This window comes from Rhizobium sp. BK060 (assembly GCF_014193145.1).
Lineage (GTDB): Bacteria > Pseudomonadota > Alphaproteobacteria > Rhizobiales > Rhizobiaceae > Rhizobium.
Window position 1 is genome coordinate 298,827 of the sequence record NZ_JACHYW010000001.1, and the last position, 26,720, is coordinate 325,546.

22 protein-coding genes and 1 pseudogene are annotated in these 26,720 nt (G+C 58.4%); 14 read left to right on the forward strand and 9 right to left on the reverse strand.

Annotated features, from left to right (window positions below):
* Positions 1-89 precede the first annotated feature (89 nt).
* From FHT71_RS01385 to FHT71_RS01405, 5 genes are all read left to right on the forward strand, one after another.
* Complete coding sequence (locus FHT71_RS01385) at positions 90-917, forward strand: transporter substrate-binding domain-containing protein (protein ID WP_132588061.1); 828 nt, start codon at positions 90-92, stop codon at positions 915-917.
* A gap of 92 nt (positions 918-1,009) precedes the next feature.
* Complete coding sequence (locus tag FHT71_RS01390) at positions 1,010-1,651, forward strand: amino acid ABC transporter permease (protein WP_132588060.1); 642 nt, start codon at positions 1,010-1,012, stop codon at positions 1,649-1,651.
* A complete protein-coding gene (locus tag FHT71_RS01395) occupies positions 1,648-2,316 on the forward strand; it encodes an amino acid ABC transporter permease (RefSeq protein ID WP_007801562.1) in 669 nt (222 codons plus the stop codon). The genes FHT71_RS01390 and FHT71_RS01395 overlap by 4 nt, the downstream gene beginning before the upstream one ends.
* On the forward strand, positions 2,313-3,104 hold the full coding sequence (locus tag FHT71_RS01400; RefSeq protein WP_007801564.1) for an amino acid ABC transporter ATP-binding protein: 792 nt from the start codon (positions 2,313-2,315) through the stop codon (positions 3,102-3,104). Before FHT71_RS01395 ends, FHT71_RS01400 begins: the two co-directional genes overlap by 4 nt.
* A 313-nt stretch (positions 3,105-3,417) precedes the next feature.
* Positions 3,418-3,564 carry a DUF1127 domain-containing protein gene (locus tag FHT71_RS01405; protein WP_007801566.1) on the forward strand — a complete coding sequence of 49 codons (147 nt, stop codon included), beginning with the start codon at positions 3,418-3,420 and terminating at the stop codon, positions 3,562-3,564.
* Between the two features lie 454 nt (positions 3,565-4,018).
* Here FHT71_RS01405 and FHT71_RS01410 read toward each other — a convergent pair whose 3' ends face one another.
* Complete coding sequence (locus tag FHT71_RS01410) at positions 4,019-5,173, reverse strand: MFS transporter (protein ID WP_183718747.1); 1,155 nt, start codon at positions 5,171-5,173, stop codon at positions 4,019-4,021.
* Positions 5,174-5,419: 246 nt separating this feature from the next.
* Here FHT71_RS01410 and FHT71_RS31305 point away from each other — a divergent pair.
* A pseudogene (locus FHT71_RS31305) lies at positions 5,420-5,739 on the forward strand (RES domain-containing protein); the annotation flags it as partial.
* 51 nt (positions 5,740-5,790) lie between these two features.
* Here the strand turns inward: FHT71_RS31305 and FHT71_RS01415 are convergent.
* Positions 5,791-7,785, reverse strand: coding sequence for a glycosyltransferase (locus FHT71_RS01415; RefSeq protein ID WP_183718749.1), 1,995 nt, complete (start codon positions 7,783-7,785; stop codon positions 5,791-5,793).
* Positions 7,767-8,996, reverse strand: a complete 1,230-nt coding sequence (locus FHT71_RS01420; RefSeq protein WP_132588055.1) for an HlyD family efflux transporter periplasmic adaptor subunit — start codon at positions 8,994-8,996, stop codon at positions 7,767-7,769. The genes FHT71_RS01415 and FHT71_RS01420 overlap by 19 nt, the downstream gene beginning before the upstream one ends.
* Before the next feature lie 598 nt (positions 8,997-9,594).
* Here FHT71_RS01420 and FHT71_RS01425 point away from each other — a divergent pair.
* The 3 genes from FHT71_RS01425 to FHT71_RS01435 all read left to right on the forward strand — a co-directional run bounded on the left by FHT71_RS01425 (position 9,595) and on the right by FHT71_RS01435 (position 13,717).
* Entirely contained in the window at positions 9,595-10,761 is a 1,167-nt protein-coding gene (locus FHT71_RS01425) for an acyltransferase (protein WP_183718751.1), read from the forward strand.
* 3 nt (positions 10,762-10,764) lie between these two features.
* Positions 10,765-11,868, forward strand: coding sequence for a glycosyltransferase (locus FHT71_RS01430; protein ID WP_132588054.1), 1,104 nt, complete (start codon positions 10,765-10,767; stop codon positions 11,866-11,868).
* Between the two features lie 64 nt (positions 11,869-11,932).
* Positions 11,933-13,717, forward strand: a complete 1,785-nt coding sequence (locus FHT71_RS01435; protein ID WP_132588053.1) for an ABC transporter ATP-binding protein — start codon at positions 11,933-11,935, stop codon at positions 13,715-13,717.
* 189 nt (positions 13,718-13,906) lie between these two features.
* Here FHT71_RS01435 and FHT71_RS01440 read toward each other — a convergent pair whose 3' ends face one another.
* Positions 13,907-14,119 (reverse strand): hypothetical protein, encoded by a 213-nt coding sequence (locus tag FHT71_RS01440; protein ID WP_037084232.1) that lies wholly within the window; start codon positions 14,117-14,119, stop codon positions 13,907-13,909.
* Between the two features lie 109 nt (positions 14,120-14,228).
* A complete protein-coding gene (locus tag FHT71_RS01445) occupies positions 14,229-15,311 on the reverse strand; it encodes a glycosyltransferase (protein ID WP_132588052.1) in 1,083 nt (360 codons plus the stop codon).
* Between the two features lie 266 nt (positions 15,312-15,577).
* On the opposite strand from FHT71_RS01445, the gene FHT71_RS01450 reads away from it, so the two are divergent.
* Positions 15,578-16,357: a WecB/TagA/CpsF family glycosyltransferase gene (locus tag FHT71_RS01450; RefSeq protein WP_007801588.1), complete on the forward strand. Its 780-nt coding sequence runs from the start codon at positions 15,578-15,580 to the stop codon at positions 16,355-16,357.
* Positions 16,358-16,374: 17 nt separating this feature from the next.
* A complete protein-coding gene (locus FHT71_RS01455) occupies positions 16,375-17,235 on the forward strand; it encodes a DUF6492 family protein (protein ID WP_132588051.1) in 861 nt (286 codons plus the stop codon).
* 6 nt (positions 17,236-17,241) lie between these two features.
* On the opposite strand, the gene FHT71_RS01460 is transcribed toward FHT71_RS01455, so the two are convergent.
* From FHT71_RS01460 to FHT71_RS01475, 4 genes are all read right to left on the reverse strand, one after another.
* Entirely contained in the window at positions 17,242-18,174 is a 933-nt protein-coding gene (locus FHT71_RS01460) for a glycosyltransferase family 2 protein (RefSeq protein WP_132588050.1), read from the reverse strand.
* A gap of 439 nt (positions 18,175-18,613) precedes the next feature.
* On the reverse strand, positions 18,614-19,006 hold the full coding sequence (locus tag FHT71_RS01465; RefSeq protein WP_132588049.1) for a type II toxin-antitoxin system VapC family toxin: 393 nt from the start codon (positions 19,004-19,006) through the stop codon (positions 18,614-18,616).
* A 171-nt stretch (positions 19,007-19,177) separates the two neighbouring features.
* Entirely contained in the window at positions 19,178-20,503 is a 1,326-nt protein-coding gene (locus FHT71_RS01470; protein ID WP_132588048.1) for an O-antigen ligase, read from the reverse strand.
* The gene (locus FHT71_RS01475; RefSeq protein ID WP_132588047.1) at positions 20,496-21,980 is read right to left on the reverse strand and encodes a GumC family protein; all 1,485 of its coding nucleotides are present in this window, start codon (positions 21,978-21,980) and stop codon (positions 20,496-20,498) included. Before FHT71_RS01475 ends, FHT71_RS01470 begins: the two co-directional genes overlap by 8 nt.
* Positions 21,981-22,182: 202 nt before the next feature.
* On the opposite strand from FHT71_RS01475, the gene FHT71_RS01480 reads away from it, so the two are divergent.
* The 3 genes from FHT71_RS01480 to FHT71_RS01490 all read left to right on the forward strand — a co-directional run bounded on the left by FHT71_RS01480 (position 22,183) and on the right by FHT71_RS01490 (position 26,621).
* Positions 22,183-23,265 (forward strand): endo-1,4-beta-xylanase, encoded by a 1,083-nt coding sequence (locus tag FHT71_RS01480; RefSeq protein ID WP_132588046.1) that lies wholly within the window; start codon positions 22,183-22,185, stop codon positions 23,263-23,265.
* Positions 23,262-24,680 carry an oligosaccharide flippase family protein gene (locus FHT71_RS01485; protein ID WP_132588045.1) on the forward strand — a complete coding sequence of 473 codons (1,419 nt, stop codon included), beginning with the start codon at positions 23,262-23,264 and terminating at the stop codon, positions 24,678-24,680. The genes FHT71_RS01480 and FHT71_RS01485 overlap by 4 nt, the downstream gene beginning before the upstream one ends.
* Positions 24,681-24,827: 147 nt before the next feature.
* Complete coding sequence (locus tag FHT71_RS01490; protein ID WP_132588044.1) at positions 24,828-26,621, forward strand: alpha/beta fold hydrolase; 1,794 nt, start codon at positions 24,828-24,830, stop codon at positions 26,619-26,621.
* Positions 26,622-26,720 lie beyond the last annotated feature (99 nt).

Below are 26,720 nucleotides of genomic sequence, written 5' to 3' on the forward strand. Positions count from 1 at the left end.
AAAAGCGGATCGCAGAAGTCCGCACACGGGACTGAACTCGGGAACTCGAACGCATCCTGGTGGGTGCGGAAACTGGAGAAATGACAATCATGATCGCACGTTCACTGCTTAAGGGCCTCGTCGGCGCCGCATTTCTTGTGGGAGCGACCCTGTCGGCGCATGCTGCCGATACGCTTGCGGCCGTCAAGGCAGCCGGCACGCTCAAGGTCGGCACGGAAACCGCCTTTGCTCCCTTTGATTTTATCGATGCCGGCGAGCATGCTGGTTTGAACGTTGATCTTTTTGCGGAAATCGGCAAGGAACTCGGCGTGAAGATCGAATGGGTGGCGCTTCCTTGGGACGGCGTGTTCCCGGCACTTGAAGCTGGCAAGTTCGACGTGGTTGCCGGACCCGCGACCATCACCAAGAAGCGTTTGGAGCGCTATCGCTTCACGCCGCCGATTGCCGAAGCCACCATCGCGATCCTGAAGAAGGCGGGCGACGCGACCATCAGCAAGCCCGACGACATTGCCGGCAAGACGATCGGTGTCGGCAAAGCCACTTCGCAACTCGATCAGCTGAAGGAATTCTCGGCAACGCTGCCTTCCAAGGTAGATATCCGCGAATACCCGGCCTTCACCGAATCCTATGCGGATCTCGCGGCCGGCCGTATTGCCGGTGTTGCCAACTCACTGCCAAATATCGCCTTCGTTGCCAAGCAGCGCGAGGGAACGTTTGAAGTCGTCCTGCCGCCGTTCGGCAAGAAGTCCTACTTCGGTTTCATCGGCCTGAAGGATGCCGATCATGCTGCGCTGATGGACGCCATCGATGCAGCCCTGCTGAAGATCAAGGCTGACGGCCGCATGGCCGAGCTGCAGAAGAAGTGGTTCGGCGCGACCTTCGACACGCCCGACGCCGTCAAGGACCCTGCGTTCTAATAGCGGGCCGATCGTTGAATGCGCCCCGGCCTAGGGGCGCAATCAAAGACGCCATTGTGCCTCCATGACAGCCAGGCGGGCAAAAGCCGGACATGTCCATCAAGCTCTTTGAATTGCTTCTTTACGCGTCGATCTATACGGTGCTGTTAAGCGTCGTTTCCATTCTGATCGGCTTTGCGATCGCAATCCTTCTGTCCGGCATGCTGTTGTCGAAGAAGGCGCCCTTCGTCATTCCCGCACAAATTTTTATCAGTTTCTTCCGCGGCGTGCCTCTGCTCGTGCAGTTGCTCCTGATCTACAACATGTTGCCCGCGATCGGCCTGAACGTGCCGAGCATCGTTGCTGCGATCATCGGCCTTTCGCTTTGCACGGCGGCTTATCAGGCGGAGAATATGCGCGGCGGATTTGCAAGCGTCCCGATCGGTCTCGTGGAGTCCGCCGAAATGGTGGGATTGACGCCGGGTCAGATCTTCCGGCGTATCAAGGCGCCAATCGCACTGAGGCTGACCTTCCCGGCGCTGGTCAACGAGGCGATCCTCATCCTCAAGGCATCGTCGCTGGTTTCCGTCGTCGGCGTCATCGAATTGACGCGGATGGCACAGGACCTCGCAGGCAGCACCTTCCTGCCGCTACAGATATTTGCGGCTGCGGGTCTCATCTATCTCGTCATCAACTGGATCGTGGCGCTTGCCGGCGACCTGATCGAGCGTTCTCTTCCGGGAGTGCCGCGATGACCTTTGACATCAACGTCATCCTTGACCAGCTGCCGGCGATCATAAGTGGCGCCGGCGTCACGGTCTTGATCTGGGTCGTCGGGACGATCGCCGCCGCCATTCTGGGGTTTTTCGTCGCTGTCGGCCGCCGCTTCGGTGGCGTGCTGCTCGACAAGGCGCTTGGCCTTATCGTCGCAGTGCTGCGCGGTACGCCATTCCTCATCCAGATCTTTCTCGTCTACTACGGTGGTCCATTCGTCGGCCTTTCGCTCGATCCGTTGCCAGCCGGTTTGATCGGCATCTCGATCTATGGTGCGGCCTATTACAGTGAAATTTTCCGATCCGGCTTCATGGCCGTGCCCAAGGGCCACATCGAGGCGGGCGAGTGCGTGGGCCTGACGCAGGGGCAAATCATCCGACGCATCCTGCTGCCTGAAATGACGATGCTCGTGCTGCCTCCGTCGCTCAATATGGCGGTTCTCCTGATGAAGGAGACGGCTGTCCTTTCGATTATCACCGTTCCCGAGCTGACCGCGACGCTGAGCGCCATCGGCGCCCAGCAATATGCCTTCGTCGAAGCCCTCTCAGTGCTCGCACTCTTCTACTGGGTACTTGTAGAGATCACCGGTCGGCTTGGCCGGCTCGTAGAAACGAAACTCAACAGATTCAGGTTTTTCAACGCATGAGCCTCCCTGCAATCGCAGTTAAAAACCTCGTCAAGAAGTTTGGAGATACCACCGTTCTCCAGAACATCGATCTCGAGATCCCGCAGGGACAGGTCTCCTGCCTGATCGGACCATCAGGCTCGGGCAAGAGCACGCTTCTTCGTTGCATGGCCTTTCTCGAGGAAGCGACCTCTGGAACGATCACGATCAACGGCGAGGTCCTCGGCTTCACCGAAAATGCACAGGGCATGCGGGAGCGTATTGCGCCAGCCGCAAACCGTGCGATCCGTGCGCAGATCGGCATGGTGTTTCAGCAGTTCAACCTCTGGCCGCACATGACAGCGCTTGGAAATGTCAGCGAGGCGCTGAAGACCGTTCACAAGATGAATCGCAAGGATGCCGAAGAGCGGGCCATGGCTCAACTTGTGAAAGTTGGCCTCGAAAGCCGCGCAGGGCACTACCCATCGCAGCTTTCCGGTGGGCAACAACAGCGCGTCGCCATTGCCCGTGCTCTTGCCCTCAAGCCGAAGATCATGCTTTTCGACGAGCCGACGTCCTCCCTCGACCCGGAACTGACCGGCGAAGTGCTCAATGTCATGCGCGATCTCGCCGCCGAAGGGATGACGATGGTCGTCGTCTCGCACGAAATCGGCTTTGCGGCCACCGTCGGGCAGCAGATCGCATTTCTCGACCATGGCAAGATCGTCTTCACCGGCCCTCCGCAAGAGGTATTCAGGAGGCCGAGAAACGCACGTCTCGAGCAATTCCTCGACACATACCTTGATCGCGGAGCATCGATGTTGCTCTAAAGAGCAACGACGGAGTGCGGGTCACCGAGTTCCACAAACAGGGTCCACGCTATCGCAAAATCGAGTACTCGGCTGGGTGCTATCTGGGACAAGGCTGGTCCGACCGGACCTAGCGATTGCATCGTGGAGGTCACCCAGCCGCCGCACGTGCGGGACGCGAGGCTACCAGATTGCTATGCGCCTGTTGCATGGGTGGCGTGAGCTCTTGATGCTGTTCTCCGGTCAGCGATGAGCCTATATCGATGCCATCGAAGCAAACGAAGCGCCAAGGACTGGCAGCTGTGCTTCGAAAGCCCAGGAAAGGGGATTTATCATGAATGTAGCACGCTCTTTCAACAATTGGCGCAAGTACCGTCAGACGGTCTCCGAACTCGGCCGCATGAGCTCCAGAGAGCTTTTCGATCTCGGCATCGATCGCGCGGATATCCGCAGCGTTGCCCGGGCAGCGATTGGCCGTTAAGGCGAACATAGCGCCAAAATTTTTCGATTGTTCGAGCGTCCGCCGGTCTTCTGGCGGGCGCTTTTTCTTTGGCATGAGGCCGGTTCGGAATGCCTGTCGAGCCGACCGCTAGACGCATAGCGCATGGCAGTCATGCAGAAACCTGCCTGTCATTTGGGCGGAAAAGGTGTAAAAGTCTATTCATCGAAGCGATGCACCTCCTCCCGCAGCGCTTTGTATGGCAAGCGTCCTTATCCTCCTCCCAAGGTCGCTTGCGGAACAGCAGCACTCCTCCTCCCAGCTGCTGTTCGGTTATTTCAGAAAAAGCCTGCCGCACCTCCTCCCGCGGCAGGCTTTTTCGTTTGTGCTCCGATCGCCAGGCCCCGGGATCGCTCACGCTGTGATTGGTCGTTGCTCCGGTTGAAATTTCGAGCAAGCAGCACCGGCTGTCGGCGTTCGGATGAGCGCCACCATTCTATGCGGCAACCATCTTTCGGGAAAAAGGCAGGGATCGGATGCATCCCACGGCAGAAAAGATCACCGGCAGGCACACAAGATAGGAGGTGCGGATGCCGGCGTGCTCTGCCACAAAGCCAAGGAGTGGAGGAGCAAGGAAAAACACGACGAACGACATTTGGCCGAGTGCTGCGACGTTGAGATAAGCGGCTCGATCCGCGCGTTGTGCCGCCGCCGAGACAGCGAGCGGATAGACCGCACTACACCCCCCACCCATGAGTGCGAACCCCGCAAGGGCAGCATATTGGTGCGGAGCGAGCCAAACGGCGCAAAGCCCGGCCGCGGATATGAGAAGCAGAGTAAGGGCTACCGTGCGCGAGCCGAAGCGATCGACAAACGGGTCGGCGAACAACCGTGTTAGAGCCATGAAAAACGTGAAGAGCGTAAGACCCAACCCTCCGACAAACGGTTCCGCGCTAAAGACGTCGCGCATATAGATCGCCGACCAATCAATCCCTGCACCTTCGACAAGAAACGCTGCGATGCCGATGATGCACAGCGGAAGCAGCCCAAGCGTCGGAAGCGCAATGTGCCCTGCATCAGCGTGTTCGAGCGTTGGACGGGCCGGGGCGTTACGCATGCCCGCGATGACCATCGTTCCAGTCAGGAGAACGAACGTGAATGTCAGAGCGAGATGAAGCTGCACCGAAAGCCCCGCCTGGCGGACGATAGCGGAAACCAGGGCGGTCACGAAAAAACCAAGACTCCAAAATCCATGAGCCCTATTCATGACGCCACGGCCAAGCTGCGCCTCGATGCGATCGATCTCGACGTTAAGATTGATTTCCAGCGCTCCCGCCAGAAGCCCTTCCAAGAGGAGAAGCCCAAAGACGAAAGGTGCTGCACTCATCCACGGCACGAGAGCAAGCAGCCCAGAGGTTCCAAGAACGGTGAGGAATGCCGTCGTGCGCGCGCCAAGGCGTGCCACAACAGCAGATGAAAAGGTCAGTGATATGAGAGCGCCAATCGCAGCTCCAATCAGCGTCAATCCAAGCTCGGATTTGTCGATCTGCAAAGCGTCTTGAAGATCGGGTAGACGCGAGAGCATTGCTCCCATCGATACCGCAAAAAGGAAAAAGCAGACATAGATGCGCTGCTGCGGCTCAATCTTCATACGTGGCTCCTGAGAATAGTAAAGGGTGGGCGAGCCATGTTTATCTGAGCGCGACAAATATCGGCAATGCGCTTCTCGCGAGAGGTCCGCCGCTTGCAGGGCTAAAGGAAGCCCCACCGAAGCGGGGCTAGGGATTGTTATAGGAAGAGTACGTCGACTTAACGCTCACCTATGTCGGATGGTTCCCGAACGCGTCAGCAATCTCAGCCACCTCTTCACGGGCCTTAGACCGCAGAGGGAGATTTTCATAACGGCTTTCGTGCGCTCGACACGGTTTCCCACGTACTCACGGCAGCCGTCATCATCGATAGGCTGAAGTGCATGTCGTCGATCCCGCGACCGTACCCAATCCCAATTGGCCGGGCCCGGGCATTCCAAGCGCCGGCCAGCAGGCTTTCGGTGATGACCTCCTTCAAGGGTATCGTTTCGTGGCAATCCCGAGTGCCGTTTCCAACCGTAGCTGGAACCTTGTGTTCATAGGGAGCAAAGCGGCAGGCTTCTATTCACTCGCGTTTCAGGAAACCTTCGCTCTCGCCACCAGGCTCCATCCGCCGCCGGCAGCGTGATGCCGGCGCACCCAATGGCCGAAGGGTGGAGTTCCGCATAATGAAATTCAGCTATAAACCGCGTGTTCGCCCGAACGTACGCAAAAAAAGATTGACCGACACAGCGACCTTATCGATGTCGGGCACATCCTGTGAATAACGACCGGTATAGAGTTTTACGATCAGTTCGTCACGCGCTTGCCCGTCCAGCTCGAAATGGAGATGCAGGTAATAGGACTGCTTGTCGCCGGTACGGCTTATGCTTCTGCGCCGCTGAGTGACCTGCGTTAGTTCGGCGTCAAAGGGCTCAAAGCCATCAAGAGACAGTGTCACTGTTTTTGACTGCAAACGGGTTCCTGCCGGTACGGTGACGACAGCCTTGTCCAACGCAAGACTGACGACGCGACCGGAAATGCCGTCCACATTTGCAGGCTCGTCAAGTTTAAAGGCGTGGAATAGTCGTCGAGGCTTTTCGAAGCAGATCAGGGATGCAATGGCGAGCACGAGAATGTTGATCCCCGACCAGCAAGCAGCGACCGGCGAGAACTGCCCCGTGACGTACGAGGTCTCCGGCACGACGTTGATGAGCAAGCCAAGTGCCGTGATCGCGATCAAACTGGCGATCCAGGCCAAACTGTATCCGTCGAATCCACCAACTTCGTTGCCGCTACCCTTCGGGGTGACCCTGAACGGCTTGCCGAACGGACGCACCACGCTCGAAATAACAGTTGGCAGCATACGAAACGTGGCGAAGGCACCGACCGCGCTTGAGATCAGCGGCAAATATCGCGTCGGTGTTATCCAGAGCATCAAGAGAAAATAGGCGGCCAGCAGCGGCACCTGGTGGGACACATAGTCAGCCGCACTGGTGAAGTAGAGCGGCAGCACGCCGAACCATAGATAGACTATCGGAACGACCAATATGGTGAATCGGACCAAATATTGTACCAGCCACGAAATGGGCAGGAACATGACCCGCTGAAAGAGCGACAAACCTGGTCCGCGCAAGGGCCCGTTGTGCAGATAGAGCGTCTGAATGCCGCCCCGGCACCACCGCTCACGCTGCACGAAATAGCCGGTCAGATTCTCCGCCGCCAACCCCATCGACAACCGCTCGTTCAAGTAGCGTGTCTTGTAACCCCTGTTGAGCATGGCAAGCGTGGTCAACAGGTCTTCAGTGATGGACTCGGTGGGAAAGCCGCCGATCACGTCGATTGCCTTGCGTCGCGCGATCGAACACGATCCGCAACAGAAGCTTACGTCCCAGACATCTCTGCTTGGCGCGATTTCGTCGAAGAACAGTCGCTGCTCATCCGGCCAGATGTTTTCCAGGCCGAGGTTTGACTGGACTGGATCGGTATTGAAGAAATGCTGCGGTGTTTGGACGATCCCAATGCTTTCATCGGAAAAGAAAGGTAGCGTCCGGCGCAGGAAATGCCGGTAGGGCACGAAGTCCGCATCAAAGATTGCAATAAAGTCGCCCGAGCTCACCTTCAGACCGTTGTTCATATTGCCCGCTTTGGCATGGGTGTTGTCGGGTCTCGTGACGTGGATTGCTCCCCTTGCTTCGCAATAGGCCTTGAGCCAGTCCCGACGCTGATCATCGAGGACAAAAACCTTTACCTTGTGGGCCGGATAGTCGAGCGATAGTGCTCCGATAATGGTCCTTTCCAGCACATCGAGGGGTTCGTTGTAGGTGGGGATAAATATATCGACCGTTGGGAGCTCATCTTCGTCCCGGTCGAAGAAAGCCTGCGCGAGCCTGTCGACTTCGGCGCTGCGATCGACGCTTCGGCTCATCAATATCAGAAACAGCACGACCTCAAAAACGGCCAGAATTTCGACGACGAACAGGAACCAGACCCAGTAAAAACCTGGATCATCATTCGGAAAGGGAAGGACGGTTTCGACCAATCGCCACACCATGTAGCGCAGTGCGACCGCGGCCACGAAAGCACACGTAATTGTCCGAGCCCAGGTGTGGGAACGCGACCAATTGAAGGGTCCAAGAAAAAAGAAGGCAAGGACGAGAAAGGTCGGCGCCAGCGCTACGAGATGCTGAACCACAGGCTTTCGATCCATTTTTTGAAACCGACATTGTGCTTAGACAGGCGCACCTGCACCGAGCGTCCAACCTGACAGAAATTCGCAAAATCGGTATTGAGGGTGGAGGCAGCAAGACTAAGCCGGATACGAGCGCTACGCGCCGTCGTCACAGGCTGATTGGCCGCAAAGGCGTCTTTCTCGATAATCGCAGAACTGCCTCTGACTGACAGGACCACGGCCTTGAAGACGTCGCCGCGCCCGAAAAGTCGCACCTCGGCAGCCCGACCAGCATAAATTTCGTCATAGTCGACCTCGGGTACGAGAATATCCACGAATAACTCGCGGCAATCGAGGACGCGCATTAGCTCATTATTCAAAAGGACGTTCGAGCCATTCACGATGTTGCTACTCCATACGACCCCATCGAATGGAGCAAAGACGGTTGCCGACGCCAGGCTGTCAACCCGGTTGCTTTCTTCGGCGATCTGCTTTTCGACTTCGATTGCGCGTGTTTCGTTTTCCGTTACGCGCGTATTGAGATCATTAATCCGAACGAGCACTTCGTCCTCACGCTGCCGGGAATAAGGGACATCGTTTTGTCCGTCGCCGATAAAGATGCCCTGCCGGACGGCATCGAGCTTCTGTTCCAGCTGCTCAACAGTCAGGTTGCTGATTTCGACTTCCCCACCTGTGGCTGCTCCGGCCGCCCGGGCCGATTCGACGAGCTTTTTCGTCAAAATACCCTTCGACTCGAGCGTCAGTCGTCGGTCGAGATCGACTTGCGCAACAAGATCCTGTGCTTGGGAAACCGCAACCCGCTTGCGTAAGATTTCAACTTCGCGTTCAAGATTGGCGACCGCGGTCCTCTTATAGACTTCTAATCGTGTAGACAGTTGCTGGCGAAGTGCAATCAGCTCGTCGCGCTCCCGTCTGAGCGCCGCAGCGCGGTCAAGAGCCGCATTGTGCTCGGCCCGGAGCGAGGCGAGAGTTGCTCGATTCACTCGGGCGTTAACAATCCTGAGAAGGGGCTGTCCTTCAACCACTGGGACGCCCACTCTCGCTGGCGCTTCCGCAATCGCACCGTCGATTGGCGCATTTACTGTGGCAAAACGCGCGTTGACCGTCCCATCAAGACTGGTGACCCCCGTTAGGCCAGGTAAAAAAACAATCGCGGCAAGCACCAACAGAACGAGACCGACTGTGATTCGGACTACACGATGGTTCCATAACATTTTGATATCCGACCTCGGCAGCGACGAAGGGACCAACCAATTTTGCCTCAACAGTACCGCTCCTAAGTTAGGACGAGTGAAGTTTCCGACAAGGGATGGTAGTAAACTTGGTCTCTGCTACCGGCTTCACGATGGTATAAACAGTTCAGGAAGCTCATGTTTTTGGTCTGGCGGTATTCCACAACTGCGGTTGTCCTGAAACGGAGCCTGATGTTGTGCATGGGAGTGATAGTCAGTCGCCAGCCTGCTTTCTGGTGCGATATCGGGAACTCGCCTGCCATTGTCAGGCACACTCTCATTGCATTTTAGATCACGTCTTGCACCGCCTGCATGAGAGGGAGCCCATGACCAGAAGAATGTCATCCTGCCCGCCATAGAGCGCTCAAAAATGTTTGCCCGCTCTTGGCGCGGCATCGGACTAAAGTCTGATCGCGCGCCAAGGTCACAGTTTGGCCCGATTCCGCCAGAATTTTTCGTGCCTGCGTCGATATTTCAGGCCGTCCCGTCCGGGACGGAACAATCAGCAGCAGAACCGGCTGCAAGGATGCCATCGGGAAGTGCTCTGCAAGGAGTGTGTCCCAGTAGGCTGAGGGGATCCATGTCTCTTGCACGCGACCGGCAACTGGACGGACTAAGGGCTGTCGCCGTCTCAATGGTCCTCTACCACCATTTTTTCGCGGTCGATGGATCGGTTCTGGGTCATCTCGGCGTACGGTTGTTCTTTGTCCTTAGCGGCTTCCTGATCACGCGGCTCCTGTTAGATGCGCGTTTTTCCGTCGGCTATCAGTCCGGCGCTGCGCTGAAAGCATTCTACCTGCGCCGCGCGCTACGCATATTTCCGCCTTACTTCGCGATGTTGGGCTTCATCTGGTTTGTCAACCTTGAAGGGGCTCGGGGCAGCATCAAGTGGCATGCGCTGTATCTATCGAACGTCTGGTATGCCCTTCGCAACGAGTGGACGCCCTGGGTCTTGTGTCACACCTGGAGCTTGAGCATCGAGGAACAGTTCTATATCGCCTGGCCGTTGGTCATCCTGCTGGCTCCGCGCCGGTTGATGGCACCGATTTGCGTCGCTGTCATAGCTTTCTCGCTGACTTACCGCTTCTATTGGCCATTTACAGGTACACCGTCTCTTGCGCGTGATCTTCTTCCTCCGGCGTCGGTGGATGCGCTCGTGGCCGGCGCCCTTCTGGCCGTCCATCGAAGAAGAACTGAGTGTTGGCCGGCATGGATCGGGCTGAGCATTGTCCCTTTGACGGCCGCCGCCACGATCGTCCTGTGGTTGAAGTCAGTCCCCATGGCACCCGTCGTGGAATGGTTGACGTGGATCGGTGCGGAGGTTTTCCCCGTCATACCACTCGTCGTGCTGGTCGGATGCTGTTCCTCTGGCGTGCGCGGAGCATTTGGCCGCTTCTTGGAGCGCCCGTCGATGACTGCCGTCGGACGTATGAGTTACGGCGTTTACCTTTTTCATCCCGTTGTGCTGTCGCTGGTCGTCAAGGCTCAGCCCTGGATCCCGGTCAACGTCTCAGAGCAGGGCCCCGGCCGCTTTGTGATTGCAACCACAGCTACATTGATGCTGGCTTCAATTTCCTGGCTGGCATTCGAGAAACCGCTCAACCAGCTCAAACGCTACTTCCCTTATGTCAGCTCCGCAAGGACCCGCGTGTCACCGTCGATGCGGCGAAGCCAGGCCGACGAGCGGGAGCGTGATGCTTCAGCCTACCGCCCAAGCTATGCCAACCGCGATGAACGTGGGAGCTGAAGGATGTCTATTCCGCTGATCTCCGTCGTGCTGCCGGTCTATAACGGCGAACCCCACGTTGCCGCCGCACTCGAAAGCATTCTACGCCAGGATTACAGGCGCTTTGAAATCATCGCGCTTGACGACGGGTCGACCGATGGCTCGCTGGAGATCCTCCAACGGTATCGAAATGCCGATGATCGCATCCGTATCGTCTCGCGGGAAAATCGTGGACTGATTGCGACTTTGAACGAGGGCATCGCCTTGGCGAAAGGCGATCTTATCGCCAGAATGGACGCGGACGATATTTCCTACCCATCCCGTTTCTCCCGCCAGGTCGGCCTCTTCGCCCAGCAGCCTCAACTCGCGATCAGTGGCACCGGCATCGACCAGCTTCTTGGCAATCGGGTGGTCCGCGGTCGGCCAAATCCGATCTATCAGACTGGCGATTGGCACATATTGTCGATGTTCTTCACCATCTTCCTGCACTCGACGGTGATGTATAACCGCAACGTCATTCCCGAAGACATGCTGGTGTATGACGCAGGCTATGTGCATGCCGAGGATTTCGATCTCTTCGGACGCATTGCGCGACAATTTCCAGCCGCAATGATCGATGAGAGCCTGGTCGCCTATCGTATCCACAGCGACAGCGTTTCAAGCAGGCACAAGCGGCAAATGCGCCAAACCCACCTGAAGATCGTCGCCGAGAACCTCCAACGGCAGTCTCTTTGCGACGATTCCGGCGCCCTTCATGACATTGGGGTGGCAGTGACCCCTGAGACGGTGCGCCGTGCTGCCACTTGCATTCTCACGATCGAAAGAAAAATCGCCGAGCAAGCAGGCCGGGCATCCTTGAGCTATGCGCACGGGACCTTGTGTTTTTTCTATTTCCTGTATCAACTCATCATTGACGAGCAACGACCGGAGCTCACACATGCATTTCTCACGCTAACGGGAAAGTGGCAGCTCATCCGGCGTCGGGAGCGATACGGCCTTCGTTCCGCCACTTATGCACCGTGGCTGTGCCGTTTTTCAGACGGCGCGACCCGGCGCATGGATCTCATGGCGCGGTACTATCAGTCGGTGCCAGCCAGAACCGTAGAGCCGCTTCAGGGGCTCGCATGATGGCTGGAGAATATCGCGAATTCGCGCGCGTACGCGCCCATCACTCGGTGAGGTCACAGCCACCATGCTAGAATTCGTGACGTTGAGTTTTCGGTTATTGCGTCAGGCGCTCGGCCGGCAGATCGGCCTGCTTGCGGTTGTCGTCGTTTTGGGACTAAGCACGGCTGTCCTCGAGGGCACCGGCATTGGTCTCATTATCCCGATGCTCGGCATCATCGCGGGCGAGCGGGAGCCGTCGGGAATGGCCGGGCTCTCAGCGGTCTTCCAACAAGTGGGCGCCGGGTTGGACGACAGCGCAAGGTTGATTGCGATTGCCGCCGCGATCCTCGGATTGATCACCTTAAAGAATGTGCTGGCGTTCGCAAACGCCGTGCTCACCAATATGATCTACGGCAGAGCCGGCCATGCCATGCGAAGTTCTCTTGCCAGCCAGCTTCTAACGATCGGATTCCCATTCTTCCTTCAGGAAAGCCCTGGGCGGCTGCTCAATATCATCTCCAACGAATCCTGGCGGGCTTCAGACGCAATACAGACCACCCTTGCGACGATCGTAAACGCATCGGCCGTCGTCATTCTGCTCGCTTTTCTCTTGCTTCTTTCATGGCAGATGACACTTGGCGTTGCTCTCGGGCTCGTGCTGATCCAGGCTCTTCACGCGCTGCTCTCCGCCAGCCTCAAAGGCCCGAGCCGCAACGTCACGTCGTTCAACAGCGAACTCGCTGCCAAGATGCTCCATCTGGTGCACGCCGGGCGCCTCATCCGCGCCTTCGGGCAAGAACAGCGCGAGCAGGCAATCTTCGATTCCTCTTCAGATGCAGTTAGAAAGGCGGGCTTCGTTCTGCAGTCCCGCCAGGCAGTATTGCCACCACTGACAGAGGTGTTGCATTCAGCTCTCTTTTTGACTGTTGTCATCAGCGCCTGGCTTTGGGGCGTAAGTTTTCCGATTGTCGTGGCTTTCGTAGTCTTGCTTTATCGGCTGCAACCCCATGTGCGTGCACTTCAAATGGCTTGGAGCGCGGTGCAAGGCTGGAGCGGTTCTTTGGAAGAGGTCAGATGGCTCCTGGATTCCTCTGACAAGCCAAAGGCGCCGGAGGGCGATGGTCCAGTACAGGGACTTCGCCAGCACATCAAATTCGAGGGCGTGACTTTCAAGTATCCGGGCTCTGGCTCGCGACCCGTCGTGCTGCGCGCCGCGACCTTCGACATTCACAAAGGCCGTTCGACGGCAATAATTGGGCGATCGGGAGCCGGAAAAACGACAATCGTCAATCTTCTGTGTCGATTTGTTGAGCCCGATGAGGGGAACATTCTGGTCGACGACATCCCACTTAATCATGTCGATCCTGTTCAGTGGCGAAGACAAATTGCGCTCGCCAGCCAGGACCTTGAGCTGATTGATGGTACTATTTTGGAAAACATTACCTATGGCCACAGTGCTTCGCTTGCCGAGGCCATGAACGCAGCCAAACTTGCCGAGGCGCACGAGTTCATCGACAAGCTACCTGATGGATACGAGACCGTCGTTGGCTACAGGGGAGCCACCGTTTCGGCAGGTCAACGACAGCGCATTGCGCTTGCAAGGGCGCTGGTGCGCGATCCGGAAATCCTCATTTTGGACGAGGCCACGAATGCCATGGACGGACTGTCGGAGGCAGCGATTGTCGAAACCTTGAAATCAAGAGCCGGTCGCCGCACGACAATCGTTATCAGCCATCACCGCAGCACCATCTCGTTTTGCGACGAAGTCGTCATACTTCATGGTGGCCGCGTCAAGAACCAGACATCTTTTGCCAAGATCGCGACATTGAGCATGGACCAGCTCTATGAGCTTGATAGGCTTTCTTCTTAAGCCCTCAGAAGCCTAGCCGATTGCGTGCCGGCAATCCGTCTCGGAACTGACCTGTAAGCTGCGCGCAGCAGGCAAGAATGTCAGCTTCGCCGCCGCGGCGACGTTACGAGCTGCGCGAATACCTTACTATGCCGGCCGGGCTCGATTGTCCAGGCCACCATGAAGTCGCCTTCTGCCTCCCCACTTGGGTTACGGGGAGTTGATCGACGGTAGGAAGAACTCGACCTCTCTGCGGCGGCGTGCTTCCAAACCCTCTACACGATCATGCCAGAACTGCTCTGCGGCAGGCGGATCCGCCTCCCATACCCGAACAGTCTGCTGGTTGTCGTCGATCTTGACGCGTCTCTTCCCGCCGAGCCGGAGATACTCCTCCGCAATCCGGCGGCCCTCCGTCATTTCCATCTCGAACCACGTCCTTTCATCTGGCCTCGCGACACATCTGCCGCTTTCTCAAACAACGATCATCGCGACCCATTGTTCCCGGTCCCGGCGGCAATAGCGTCGCAGAGCCTTAGGAACGCGTGGCCGCCAGCTCGTCATCAAGTGCCGCGATGACGGTGCTCCACAAGGTGTCGACCTCCGCGTTTGCGTCGATCGATGCGACATCACTTTGGCTCGCTTCCAACACGGCCTCGGCCATCGTGTTTGCGTCGGCATGGGTGTCGACCAGACGTATCGTACCGCCGTCGACCAGCTTGCGGAAGAGGCTATGGTGGGAGAGGGCGTCGCGCCGCTGCGGCCCGTTGACGACGACGGGCTTTCCAGAAAAGCTTGCCGCCAGCACGCTTGCTCGACGCGCTGTCAGTCCCTCCGAGAAGAGATAGCAGAAGACGTCGACCTGCTTGAAAATACCGAAGAGATCCTCGGCTCCGGCAACGTAGCCTGTCACGACGACCCGACCCGAGATGCCAAGCTTGTCTGAGAGCGCATAAAAGTCGCGCTCCACATTGTCGGTGCCGCGGATGAATGATCCGATGAACACGACGCCGACATCGTGACCAAGTGCCAATAGGCGCGCGGCAATCTCCAGAACGGCCGTCGATTGCTTCTTGGGATAGATTGAGCCGAATTGTCCAAGGATGATGCGCCCGGCCTTGCGCTGTTGTGCAAGTGTCCGGGCGACAGAGCCGTCATGCAGTGCAGTCGGCAAAACAAGATTCGGCGGGATGGGAATGACCCCGCGCTGGCCGGTTGACAGAGCTGACAGTGGACTTCTGGAAAATTCGGCAGCGACTTCAGGCGCTGAAAACAAGATCCGGGTTGCGAGCATCACCACCGGAGCCAATACCAGGCGGCGCTTCCAATCGAGTGCGCCCCATTCGTGAAGGACCACGACAAGCTGCTTGCGATGCAGCCGGGTCGTGAGCGCTGCGACAACGGGTTGCGCCAGCTTCCGCTTCCAGGCCACAACGGGAAAGTTGAGGATGGCGGCCTCCACATCAGCAAGTGCTGACGTCAGTCGGCGAATATCGCCGTCCAACACATGCTGATGAGCCCGCTCACCGAGGCGCACTGCGCTCTGCCGCGCAAATTCCTCGACACCGCAGGTTTGGGCGGCGTCGGAGACGAGTGCGAGATAGCGACGTTTCGGCATATCGAACCTTCTGAACGGGCGGGCGGCCACACCGCGTTGATACCGCCTTTTCGTAAAGGTCGGCTTACAATTTCAGTTTCAATGTTTGGCGTGTCTTCAGCAGGAACGCCTGCGACCATCACGTGTGCAGCGGGGATTAACTATAGCGTGAGGTTTTACAGCGACCGTCCGTCGAAACAGCTATTGATCGGGCTTGAACCGATGCCTGTTTCGAAGGTGCGTGAATGGCAAGGCCTAGTAGTGCGTCAGCGCGTCTGAGTTATTCGATGAATGAATGGCCGACGAGCCGGCTTGGAAGCCTGCCGATCGTGCGGGCCGGCATGGAGGACTCTGCGGACGCCTTCATTCGGTTGGCGCTCGAGCGTAGGGGCGCCGGTGGGCGTCCTTTCTACTCCACCTCGGCGAACGGTCAGGTGATCGCGCTCTGCGAGCACGATGCCAACTTTCGCTCGATGACACGTCAGGCGGACCAGATCCATGCCGACGGCATGTCAGTCGTGCTCTTTTCCAGGCTTTCTTCCAGCAAACCCTTGCCGGAGCGCGTTGCCACTACCGATCTCGTGCATGCCGTCGCCGAGCGCGCGGCGCAGGTCGGCGTCAGCTTCTATTTCCTTGGCGCCAGCGAAGAGGTGAATGCCCGAGCGGTCGAGAATATGGCCAAGGCCTACCCTGGGCTTCGTTTTGCCGGGCGGCGTAACGGCTACTTCGACCGTGCCGAGGAAGATGCGGTCGTCGAGGCAATCAATGCGGCCGCTCCGGATATCCTCTGGATCGGATTCGGCGTGCCGCTGGAGCAGCAATTCGTCGTTCGTAACATCAACAGGCTGCACAATGTCGGTTTGATCAAGACCTCTGGCGGCCTGTTCGACTTCCTGGCCGGAAACAAGAGCCGCGCACCCCAATGGATGCAGCGAATGGGCCTTGAGTGGCTGTATCGCATGATCCTCGAACCGCGTCGACTGGCAAAGCGCTATCTGACAACCAATCCGGTTGCGATCTATGCGATGCTCCGGCATTCGCTGCGGGCTCTTTCTGCAGGTCGTTGATCGGGAACGACGATCCCATGGGCTCTTCAATTTCGCTCATCACACCGAGCTATCGTGGCGACCTGGAGAGCTGCCGTCTTCTCTGCGACTCGATCGATCGATACGTTAGCGGCTACGATATGCACTACATCGTGATCGGCGATGAGGACGCCGAAGCCTTCGCCTCCTTCGAAGGAGAAAGGCGCCACGTCATCGTTTCGTCCACTCTACTTCCATCACTCTGGTCACTGCCAAAGTGGCGTGGACGGCGCTACTGGTGGGGACCATACCTTCGCCTGCCCATCTATGGTTGGCACCTGCAGCAGATGCGCAAGATCGCCATGACGCTGGCGCAACCGAGCGAGCGGGTGATGTGCATCGATTCCGACAATTGCTTCTGCCGTCCGCTCGACCTGAGTGTGATCGCATCAACACCGAAGCTCGCGCACTATGTTGCGCCGGGAGATATCAATCCGTCCCGGCCAAGCCACGTTCGCTGGTGGCAAAATGCCCATCGGCTCCTTGGCCTGAACGCGCCGGCGCTGCCGGGCGATGATTTCATCAGCCAGATGGTGCTGTGGGAGCGGCGGACGGTAGCGACCGTCGTCAAGCGCATCGAAGGGGCAAGCGGCCTTGCCTGGTGGCACGCGCTTGCCCGCATGAGGCATTTTTCAGAATACCTGATTTATGGCGTCGCGGTGACCAATGACTCTGAACTTGCCGAGCGGCACGAACGTGTCTCGCAAAGCCCGTGCCTGACCTACTGGGAGGGGCCGGCTCTCGATGCGGCCGGGTTGGAGGCATTCATGAATGGGTTGAAGCCCGGTCAGACGACGATTGCCATTCAGTCGCATACGCGCACGCCAATCGAGGTGATCCGCGAGGTTGCTCTTGGCTAACGCAACCTAGTTGTTGGCCCGATAAGGGGTCGGCAGGAACCCGAGGCTCGCCAATGTACGGCCGAGCGACACCAGCAGCGGATGGCTTGCCGGCAGCAGCCGCCGGGTTCGCAGGAACAACGCTATCGATCGCAGGCAGCCGGCGCCCAGACTGAGAGCGTTCTTTGCGAGAACACGTGTCGCCGATGTGCTGTGGATCCGATCGATGACATAGTTGATGCTCCCGGTACGTAGCGAGCGCGTCATCAGGAAGCGGGCTGATACGCGCTCCTCCGGTACGAATTCGCGGATTACTGCCTCTGCGCACCACCAGGTCTTGAAGCCGGCCTTGCGGCATCTGGTGAAGAATTCCATGTCGCCGCCGCCGAGAAAATTGAAGCGGACATCGAAGAGCGGCGATGCAAGACCGGCAAATACCCGCCGGCGGATCAGGCAGTTGCCGGAGCCGTGGATCTGATCGATTGCCCGTGTCGAGCCCTCTATCGAGCCGAAGAGTAGATGCTGGGTGACAGCGTCGGACACCGGTACTTCGAACTCTCGGACCACAGGTCCTCCGACGATGTCGGCGCCCTCGCGTTTGGCCGTACCGACGATCGCGGCAAGCCAGCCGGGCAGGGCCATTTCGTCGTCATCAATCATGAGGAGAAACTCGGCCTCCGGAAACGCCGCCATTGCCTCGGCGAATGCACGGTTGATGGCGTAGCAATTGCCCTGTCGCTCTTCCGTCAGAACCAGGAATGGCCGATCTGCCTTGGCGAGAAATTCGCGGGCATAGCATGCGCCGGTCGGGTTGGCTGCGTCGTTATCGACAACGACGATAGCAAAGGGGAAATCGGTGACCTGATCGGCCAAGGATGTCAGCGTGCGTGCAAGCCATGCTGGCCGACGGAATGTCGGGATGCAGACGACGACCTCAATAGATCCTTTGCTTTCTTGCATCGTCCAAACCTCAATCGGCACAGAAGGTTGTTGCCGTTACCGTTAAGGGCAACTTCGCCGACGATCGGCAGTGAAGCTGTAAACGGCTGGCGAGCATTCTACAATTGACGGCTGAGCATGAGGTTAACGTGCCTTTCCAAGGACCGTTGCGTCGATCATGCGCGTGGGACCGATGCTCGCCTTCAGTGCCAGGGAGGGCTCGGTTTCGGGACTCTGTTGCAGGTGAACGGTTGTCGCTTGTTGCGGCAGATATGCCTCGCCGCCTTGGGCGATCATTTGTTCTTCGCAGAGAGACTTGTGCCAATGCGGATAGAGCACAAAGCGTTCTCTTGAAAGCTGCACATCCTTTAGCAGATTGCGATAGATGGCGCTGAATGCCTTATGCCCGCATCCACCCCAGAAGAATGCGTCATCCAGTCGGAGCCCGAGACTGAACTGCTCACGCCGGTGTCTCCCACGGATTGATCACAGATGCGTCGGTGTCTTCGAAATCCTTGACGTTGCGTGTGATCAGGATCAGGTCGTGGACGATCACGGTCGCGGCGATCAACCCGTCGACGTCACCACGCGGCGGGATCGTGGCGATGCGGCCCCATTCGACGGCGATCTGGTCGGTCACCGGCAGGATGCGGTCGCCATGGTCGTGGCGCAGCTTGCGCAGCCATTCGGTGAGATGAGCGGCGGCGTTGGGATCCGACTTCTGTTTCAGCGCAATGCCAAGCATGATTTCGCCGAGGGTCAGCGCACTCAGATGGATGCTGAGCGGGTCGACCGAGCGCAGCCAGGACAGCGCTTGCGGGGTGCCTGCGAGGACAATGTTGGTGTCAACCAAATCAAGGAAGGTTCGCTGAAATCCTTAGCGGAAAATCGCCCTTCATCTGTCGACTAAACCTAACGCGTGTGACATTTTTCCGTTTGAAATGACAACGCAAAACCCACACACGGCAAACAGCACCTGTCATCCAAATTCCGGCTCCGCGTTCAACGGACGCGCTCTAAGGTGTCATTTGCCCCTTACCGGAACCGACCCCAGGGAGGCCGGCGCGTGAACTACGAGGCCCGCATTGGCTTGCAATCTCAGGCCAAAGACGGCGATCAGCATCGTGAACCAGATCGGTCCACTGTTGCCGAAGAACGGGCTTTCGAGGCAGGCGAGAAACAGCGAAAAGAGCCAGATCCGCAGAAACAGGCGCGTCAACGCGATGTCGTTGTGGCCGGCGAGTGCTCGGCGGGCATAGCCGATGGGCAGGATCACCAGCCAGATGACGACCATTGCCAGCGCCGGGATGCCACCATTGATCAACTGCTCGACATAGCCGTTATGGGAATTGGCGGCGGTCACTGCCCATGTGGTCATGGCCTGGCCGCTGTTGAACAAGGCATCGGTCTGCCAGAACGACTGGAAGCCATAGCCGATGATCGGTCGCTCGGCGATCGCCGAGAGTGCAAGGCGCCAGATGGAGCCGCGGTCGGTGAAGGTCGGATCGATCCCGGCTGAGGCAAGCAGGCTGCTGAAACTCGGGGAGATTGCCGCGGTCAGCAATATCGCGTTCAAACCCGCGAGGCCGCCGGCCAGCATCAGTATTCCGAGCCTGATCCAGCGCTCAAAAATCCAGGCCAGCAGCAGGATTGCCGGAAGCATCGCAGCCGAGGTCTTCCCACCTGCATGAAGAACAAAGAAGCCGGCGGACAACGCAATCATGAGACCGAGCCGGGCGTGTCCCGCTGTTGCGATGTAAAAACCGAAGAAAACGGCATAGACCATTGCGGCGGCGGCAACGTTCTTGTGACCAAAATGACCGCGCCAGTCGCCCGCAAGTGACTGCTCCAGCGCATCTGTCGCTTGATGGATGGCAAGGTGCGGCATCGCAATGACGCCAAAATAGGAGAGGCCGACCGTGAAAGTCAGGCCGATGCACATGAGCTTTGCAAACTGCTCACCATCTCTGGGAATGAGCAGCACCGCATTCGCGCACAGGCAGACGAGAATCGCAAAAACGATGCGCCGAAAGGCGGCGCTCGGATCACCGGCAAAGAGCCCGGTCAAGAGCAGCCAAACGAGCAGGCAGATCAGCAGGCCATAGGGGCGGAGCAGCAAGTGACGCGCCGGGTTCTGCAGCACCGTCACAAGCACCACGGCCGACATGGCGATGACGATCAACTGATTGAGGACGTTTGAGGAACCGCCATAGGGTGTGGAAAGGCTGGCGGCGTTCGGATCTGGAAACGCATTCAATCCGACCCAGAAGTAACTGAAGATAGCCAGGAAGAGAAAGGCTGCCAAGGTAGCGCTTTTCTCTACTTTGGCAGTCTTGGCGATGTCAGCCATCCGCTTTGCCCTGTGCTGCGCTCAGCCGACGATAGTCGCGCCAAAGCCCGGACAGGACTGCGATCGCAAGGCCGAGCCCGAGGCCGACAACGGCGCCGGCACCGGCGAGCATATAGCCACGTGGGGGGAAGCTGCGGGCCGTCGGGACGACTGCCTGCGAAACGATCCGCACATTGGTGGTGTCGATCTGCTGGCGTTCGGCGGCTTCTCCCGCCCTTGCCATGAAGGCTTCGTACACCGTGGCCTTGGCGCGTGCCTCGCGTTCCAGTTCGCGAAGGTGGATCTGCGCGGTGGTATCCTGGAAGACCGAGGATTTCATCTGGTTGGCTTCAGAGTTCAAGGCATCAAGCGCCGACCTTGCTTGATCGAACTCGGCTTTGGCCGCTTGCACAATGCGTGCCGTCTCGGCGTCGATCTGGCCTTCCAGCGCTTTGAGTTGGGGCTGCAGCGACAGGATCATTGGATGCCGTGGTCCGAGGACGGCGGATTGAGACGTTACGCGTTGTCGCAGCGTCGAATATTGCGTGCGCAGCATGGTCATCGTTTCCGATTGCAGCGCGGAAGCATTCAGGCGGTTCTTCGGATTGGTCGAAACGAGCTCGTTATAACGTGACTGCGCCTGTATGACGCGCGCCTTGGCGTCGATCAGCTGCGTGTTCGTCTGGTTTGACATGAGCGTGCTGACGAGCTCCCCCGAACTCGACTGCAGCCCCTGTTCGCGCTTGAATGCCTCAACGGCGGCCTCGGCCTTGGCAACCTCTGCCTTCAGATCCCCGAGGCGCGCAAACAGCGAGCTCGCCGCCCGCCCGGCTCCTTCCGATTCCGCCTTGGCGAGTTCTTCCTGGAAGCCGGTCGCGATGGCATTGGCGATGGTGACGGATTTGGTCGGGCTCTGCGTCCACACGGCGACGTTGACGATGAACGAGCGCTCGTCTCGGCGGGCGGTGACGCGCTTTGCTAGTGTGCGAAGCGCGTCGCCGGCGGGATCCTTCGAGGTCGGCGAAACAAACTCGGCATCGGCGGTGAGCTTCAGGTCGTCGATCACGCGGCTTAGCACGTTACCCGACGTCAGGACCCGCAATTTGCTCTCGACATCGAGCAGCTGCGTATCTCTCTGCATGCTTTCGGAGAAGATGTCGTCAGCGACCACCCGCAGGTTTGACGGATCGACGAGGAGGTCGATTCCGGCGGTAAAGCGCGGCTTGACCACAAACACCACGCCATAGCCGGCGACCATGCCGAGGATGGTAAGGGCAACGATCCAGACAAGGCCCGAGCGTAACCAATCGAAGATGCGCGTCAGGTCGAACTCGAAGAGCTCCTCGAAGACGGAAGAGCTGGCTTTCCGAAGAGGGGGTTCGGCAATGCCGAGTACCGGCCGCGGCTGCGTGGCAACATCATCCTGCTGCTCCCGGCTCCTCGTCCAGCCACGCGTACTGATGACCGGAGTCTGATGTCGGGAGGCAGCTTCATACATGGCGGCGGGTTCTGATTGACACGGCGCGAAAGCGCAGACTTATGGTTAAGAGACCTGATTTTCCTTAAGTATCCATTAATAGCGATTTCAATTGTCGCGTGCGCGCGAAGCAAGTCTCGACTAAATAGGAGAGAATGAAGGTCTTGTCCGCGTGCGCGGTCGAATTCTGGTTCATTTATACGCAATCTAGGGATATCCATTTATGCGCAGGCGGGACTTCGTTCTCGGCGCATTGGGTGCCGGACTGGCATCCTCCGGCGCACTCGACCCCTTTGTCGGAAGCAACCCAACTGCCAAGGCAGCCTATGAAAAAAGGGGCATTCCTTACGGCGCGGCGGTGCGCACCGATCTCCTTGACACAGAATTCGACTACAAGGCGGCAATCGTCGACCATTGCCAGCTTGTCGTTGGCGAGGGTGGATTGAAATGGTTCGACTTGCGTCCGAGTCAGGACCAGTTCGTCTTCGATCAGCCTGACCGTCTGATCGACTTCGCCGATCAGAACGGTATGCAGATGCGTGGTCACACACTTGCCTGGTACGGCGCCATGCCGGAATGGACACAGACCATCGCGAGCACGGCGGAAGGTGAGCGCGAACTCGTCCGTCATATCACCACCGTCGTCGGACGCTACCGGGGGCGGATTCCAAGCTGGGATGTCGTCAACGAGGCAATCGCCGAACGTCCAAAGAGCGGTGCGACGATCCGTGACTCGATCTGGCAGAAGCTGCTCGGCAAGCGCTACATCGAGCTTGCCCTGCGCACTGCCGCTGACGTCGACCCCTCCGCGCAGCTCGTCATCAATGACTACAATATTGAGAATCCGACACGCCAATGCCGCGACCGGCGCCAGGCTTTGCTCGACCTCCTGCGCGATCTGAAGGATCGCGACGTGCCGCTCCATGCTGTTGGCATTCAGGGACATCTTCCGGGCGACATCGAAATCGACAAGGAGGGGCTGTCGAAATTCGTCGAGGAAGTGAAGGGAATGCAGCTCGAGGTGCTGGTGACAGAACTCGACGTGATCGACAACAAGCTGCCCGCCCGGGAATATGACCGGGACCAGATCGTCGCGGCGCGAGCGCGTGATTTCCTCAAAGCGATCTCTGACGTGGCGCGGCCGGGTGCAATTCTGACCTGGGGCATCACTGATCGTTATACCTGGGTGCCAATGTGGTTCAAGCGCGACGACGGCAAGCCCAACCGTCCGCTGCCGCTCGATGCCGGGTGCCGACCAAAGGCGCTGATGAAGGTGATCGACGAATTCACGCGTGCTGCCGAATGATGTTTCGCCAGATCTCGACATACATGATTGCCAACGCCGTATCGGCCCTGTTCGGGTTCGTCTCGGTCGTGCTCTTCACCCGCATACTGAGCCCGCACGAATACGGCATCTATGTCGTCGGCACAGGTGTCGCCGGCGTCATATCGACCCTACTGTTCGGATGGATAAAATTCTCGGTGCTGCGTTTCGATTCCGAAGGTGGATCGAAGGATGTCCGCACCACCGCGCTGTGCGCCTATGCGGGACTGATGCTGCTCAGCCCGCTCGTTATTTTCGCGACGTGGCTGATCGCCGCAGACTCCTCGACCTATGTCGTGCCTGCCGTGTTCGTTGCCTTCATGGTCGGGCTGTTCGAGTTCGTGCAGGAGGTATTCCGCTCACGTCAGCAGACCGGCACCTACATGTGGTCGGTCATCCTGCGTGCCGTGCTGACGCTCATCTTCTCGGCCGGCCTCGTGATGGGGTTCGGCATGGGCGGGCAGGGCCTGCTCGTGAGCGTCGCCTGCTCCTATCTCGTGACCTTGTTGATCTATGCGCCTGATGTGTGGCGCCGGCCGCGCCATCCGTTCGATACCGGATTGCTGAAGGAAATGCTGCGCTTTGGTCTGCCGATGACGGCCTCGTCCTTCATCTTCGTGCTGCACACGGTTCTCGACCGCATGATTATCGTAACCTATATCGGGGAGACCTCTGCGGGTGTCTATGGTGCGGCTGCAGATCTCGTCCGGCAGATTATCCTGTTTCCGGGTGTTGCGATCGGATCCGCAACAATTCCAGTGGCGATCCGTCTGCTGACGCAGGATGGCCAGAAGGCCACCAACCGGCATCTGATGGAAGCGGCTGAGGTGCTCTTGAGCGTTCTCATGCCGATGGTCGTCGGTCTGGCATTGGTAGCGCCAGGTTTTGCAAGCCTGATCCTTGGCGCCGAGTTTCGCGACGCCGCTGCAACCCTGATCCCGATCCTGGTCTTTGCCTGGCTGTTTCGCTCCATTTCCTATCAGTTCGTGCATGTGAGCTTTCAGCTGGCGAAGAAACCGAGCCTGATGGGCGCGCAGGGTATGATCATTCTGGTGATCAACATCATCGGCATGTTTGTGCTCGTGCCACGGTTCCAGCTGGTCGGAGCGGCCTGGGCGTTGCTGATTGCCGAAATTGGTGGTGTGATCGCGGGCTACTTCCTGTCTTACCGTGCCCATCGCTTGCCGCTCGAACTTCGCCCGATCGTCAAGGTCAGCCTTGCAACCGCCATAATGGCGGTTCCGACCTTCATCGTGGGTCGGCATCCGACCGGTAATGCTGTCTTCGACCTGACTATGCCGATCGTTACGGGTGTCATCACCTACGCAGCGGCTGCTTTTGCGCTCAATCTGGCCGGCGTTCGCCTGGCGCTAACCCGGCGGCTGCGGCCAGCCTGATCGGGAGACACGTTCTTGTGATCAAGCACCGACCAAGAGCCAAGACAACACCACTATGGCTTCTGCCAATTCTTAACGCCTCAAGTATATCGGTAAGGAATACGTTCGACGGGCACTTTATCAGAACGTTTGCAAGGGAAGTTGACGGTGAAACAGACTGCTATGAGCTCGGAAGACGGGAAGGAGCATTCCGCCTCGCAACCAACAGCCTTCGGGTTGCATATTGGTTTGTTCGCACCAGCCGATAGTGACGTACCGAAGAGCGATGTTGCGGTGCTTCTCCTCAACCCCTGGGGGATCGAGGAAATGTGCACGCGCCGTTTCTATCGCATCCTGGCCGAACGGTTCGCCAAAATCGGCGTTGCAAGCCTACGCTTCGATTATCCAGGAACAGTGAACTCACTCGACGACACCTCGGCCGAACGTGGTTTGTCGGCATGGTCCGAGGTGATCGGGAAGGCCGCTAGCGAGCTTAAGATGCTTTCGGGCGCCCGGAACGTGATTTTTGTCGGCCAGGGTATTGGGGCAAGTCTTGCCCTCATGCGTGCTCATTGCGAGCCCTCGCTTGCAGCGATCGCTCTTCTTGCGCCGGTGCTGAAAGGGCGTGTCTATCTGCGGGAGCTTTCGTTGTTTTCGAGGCTCATCGACGATGGTCTCGGCATAAAGCCGGAGCTGCGTGATAGCGCACCTGGATCAATCGCTGGATTGCGCATGCCACGCGCTGTAGCAGAGGATGTCAAGGCAATCGACCTCAACGGTCTCCAAATCGCCAACCAGCCACCTGTTTTCATCGCCGAGCGCCCGGGCTTAGAAGGCGACACGACGTTTCGCGACAGGCTGGAGGCCGCTGGCTGCCAGCTGCGCGTGATACCATTTGCGGGATATGATGCGCTCGTGTCCAACCCCCTGAACCAGGACATTCCCGACGCACTCATCGATGAGCTGATCGACTGGCTGCAGGCGCTACCGCAACATCGGGGCCGCAGCGCGTTGCCGGCGAAGAAACCCGGGGCGACTGCATCGGTCCGGGTGGATGCGATCCGAGAAACCTCCGTTCGTTTCGGTCCGGCCGATCGTCTGTATGGCATCTTGTGCGAGCCGACTGATAATTCCTCCGGCGTGACCGCGGTCATCCTGACGACTGCCTACGATCATACCGCCGGTTGGGCTCGCTCCTCTGTCGAGCTTGCACGCGCGCTCGCCAAGGTTGGCGTGGCGTCCTTGCGCTTCGATAGCGCTGGCGTCGGGGATAGCCCTCCGGCGGTGGCGCGTCGCAAGCAGGTCCTCTATGACGAGGCCCAAATTGCTGATGTCGGAATCGCTCGAGACTATATTGATGGTCTCGGCAGGAGCCAGCGCACTATTCTTATCGGACGCTGCAGTGGCGCGTATGTTGCCTTCAGAAGCACAGTTGACGATCCGCGCTGGGACGCCTGCTTGATCGTCAACCCGGTAGCTTTCCGCTGGCGTTTCAAAGGCTTGCCAAAGACCCTGAAAGCCTATCTCAGGAATGCCCTGGATCTTGAAACTGTTCGCCGCCTGTGGGCCGGCGACGTGGACCTTGGGGCGGTGACAAAGAATATCTCCATGCGTCTCGTCGACCGGATGGCTGGCAGCCTGTCTCCCGTCTTTGCGCCCGCCAAGCCGCTCACTCAGCTCACAAGGCAGGTGCATCGCGATTTTCATGCGCTGGCCAGCCGTGGCGCGCCGCTTTCGATCATCTATACGGAAGGTGACGAAGGGCAAGAGATGTTCCGGGTCAACTTTGGCGACGCGGGCGAGAAATTGTCCGCCTATCCGAACGTGCAACTGCATCTGCTTTCTGCCGCAGACCACAATTTGACGCCGCTGCCGGCACGCGAAAAGTTGATTGAGCTGGCAAAGCGGCAGGCTCTTTCGCTTGGCGACGCCCGCGACGCTAAGCGCGCAGCAAACGGCTGATCGGTTTGCATTCCAGCTCGGCCGTGTTCTGATATGTCAGGCTGCTCAATATGCACCGTTACGCTGTTTTTTTGCCAGCGGACAAACGCCCTGTGATTG

Excerpts from the sequence above, each read along its gene's own strand:
- FHT71_RS01385 (WP_132588061.1), top strand. The coding sequence starts at position 90 with ATGATCGCACGTTCACTGCTTAAGGGCCTCGTCGGCGCCGCATTTCTT.
- FHT71_RS01390 (WP_132588060.1), top strand. The coding sequence starts at position 1,010 with ATGTCCATCAAGCTCTTTGAATTGCTTCTTTACGCGTCGATCTATACG.
- FHT71_RS01395 (WP_007801562.1), top strand. The coding sequence starts at position 1,648 with ATGACCTTTGACATCAACGTCATCCTTGACCAGCTGCCGGCGATCATA.
- FHT71_RS01400 (WP_007801564.1), top strand. The coding sequence starts at position 2,313 with ATGAGCCTCCCTGCAATCGCAGTTAAAAACCTCGTCAAGAAGTTTGGA.
- FHT71_RS01405 (WP_007801566.1), top strand. The coding sequence starts at position 3,418 with ATGAATGTAGCACGCTCTTTCAACAATTGGCGCAAGTACCGTCAGACG.
- FHT71_RS01410 (WP_183718747.1), bottom strand. The coding sequence starts at position 5,173 with ATGAAGATTGAGCCGCAGCAGCGCATCTATGTCTGCTTTTTCCTTTTT.
- FHT71_RS01420 (WP_132588055.1), bottom strand. The coding sequence starts at position 8,996 with ATGTTATGGAACCATCGTGTAGTCCGAATCACAGTCGGTCTCGTTCTG.
- FHT71_RS01425 (WP_183718751.1), top strand. The coding sequence starts at position 9,595 with ATGTCTCTTGCACGCGACCGGCAACTGGACGGACTAAGGGCTGTCGCC.
- FHT71_RS01430 (WP_132588054.1), top strand. The coding sequence starts at position 10,765 with ATGTCTATTCCGCTGATCTCCGTCGTGCTGCCGGTCTATAACGGCGAA.
- FHT71_RS01435 (WP_132588053.1), top strand. The coding sequence starts at position 11,933 with ATGCTAGAATTCGTGACGTTGAGTTTTCGGTTATTGCGTCAGGCGCTC.
- FHT71_RS01440 (WP_037084232.1), bottom strand. The coding sequence starts at position 14,119 with ATGGAAATGACGGAGGGCCGCCGGATTGCGGAGGAGTATCTCCGGCTC.
- FHT71_RS01445 (WP_132588052.1), bottom strand. The coding sequence starts at position 15,311 with ATGCCGAAACGTCGCTATCTCGCACTCGTCTCCGACGCCGCCCAAACC.
- FHT71_RS01450 (WP_007801588.1), top strand. The coding sequence starts at position 15,578 with ATGAATGAATGGCCGACGAGCCGGCTTGGAAGCCTGCCGATCGTGCGG.
- FHT71_RS01455 (WP_132588051.1), top strand. The coding sequence starts at position 16,375 with ATGGGCTCTTCAATTTCGCTCATCACACCGAGCTATCGTGGCGACCTG.
- FHT71_RS01460 (WP_132588050.1), bottom strand. The coding sequence starts at position 18,174 with ATGCAAGAAAGCAAAGGATCTATTGAGGTCGTCGTCTGCATCCCGACA.
- FHT71_RS01470 (WP_132588048.1), bottom strand. The coding sequence starts at position 20,503 with ATGGCTGACATCGCCAAGACTGCCAAAGTAGAGAAAAGCGCTACCTTG.
- FHT71_RS01475 (WP_132588047.1), bottom strand. The coding sequence starts at position 21,980 with ATGTATGAAGCTGCCTCCCGACATCAGACTCCGGTCATCAGTACGCGT.
- FHT71_RS01480 (WP_132588046.1), top strand. The coding sequence starts at position 22,183 with ATGCGCAGGCGGGACTTCGTTCTCGGCGCATTGGGTGCCGGACTGGCA.
- FHT71_RS01485 (WP_132588045.1), top strand. The coding sequence starts at position 23,262 with ATGATGTTTCGCCAGATCTCGACATACATGATTGCCAACGCCGTATCG.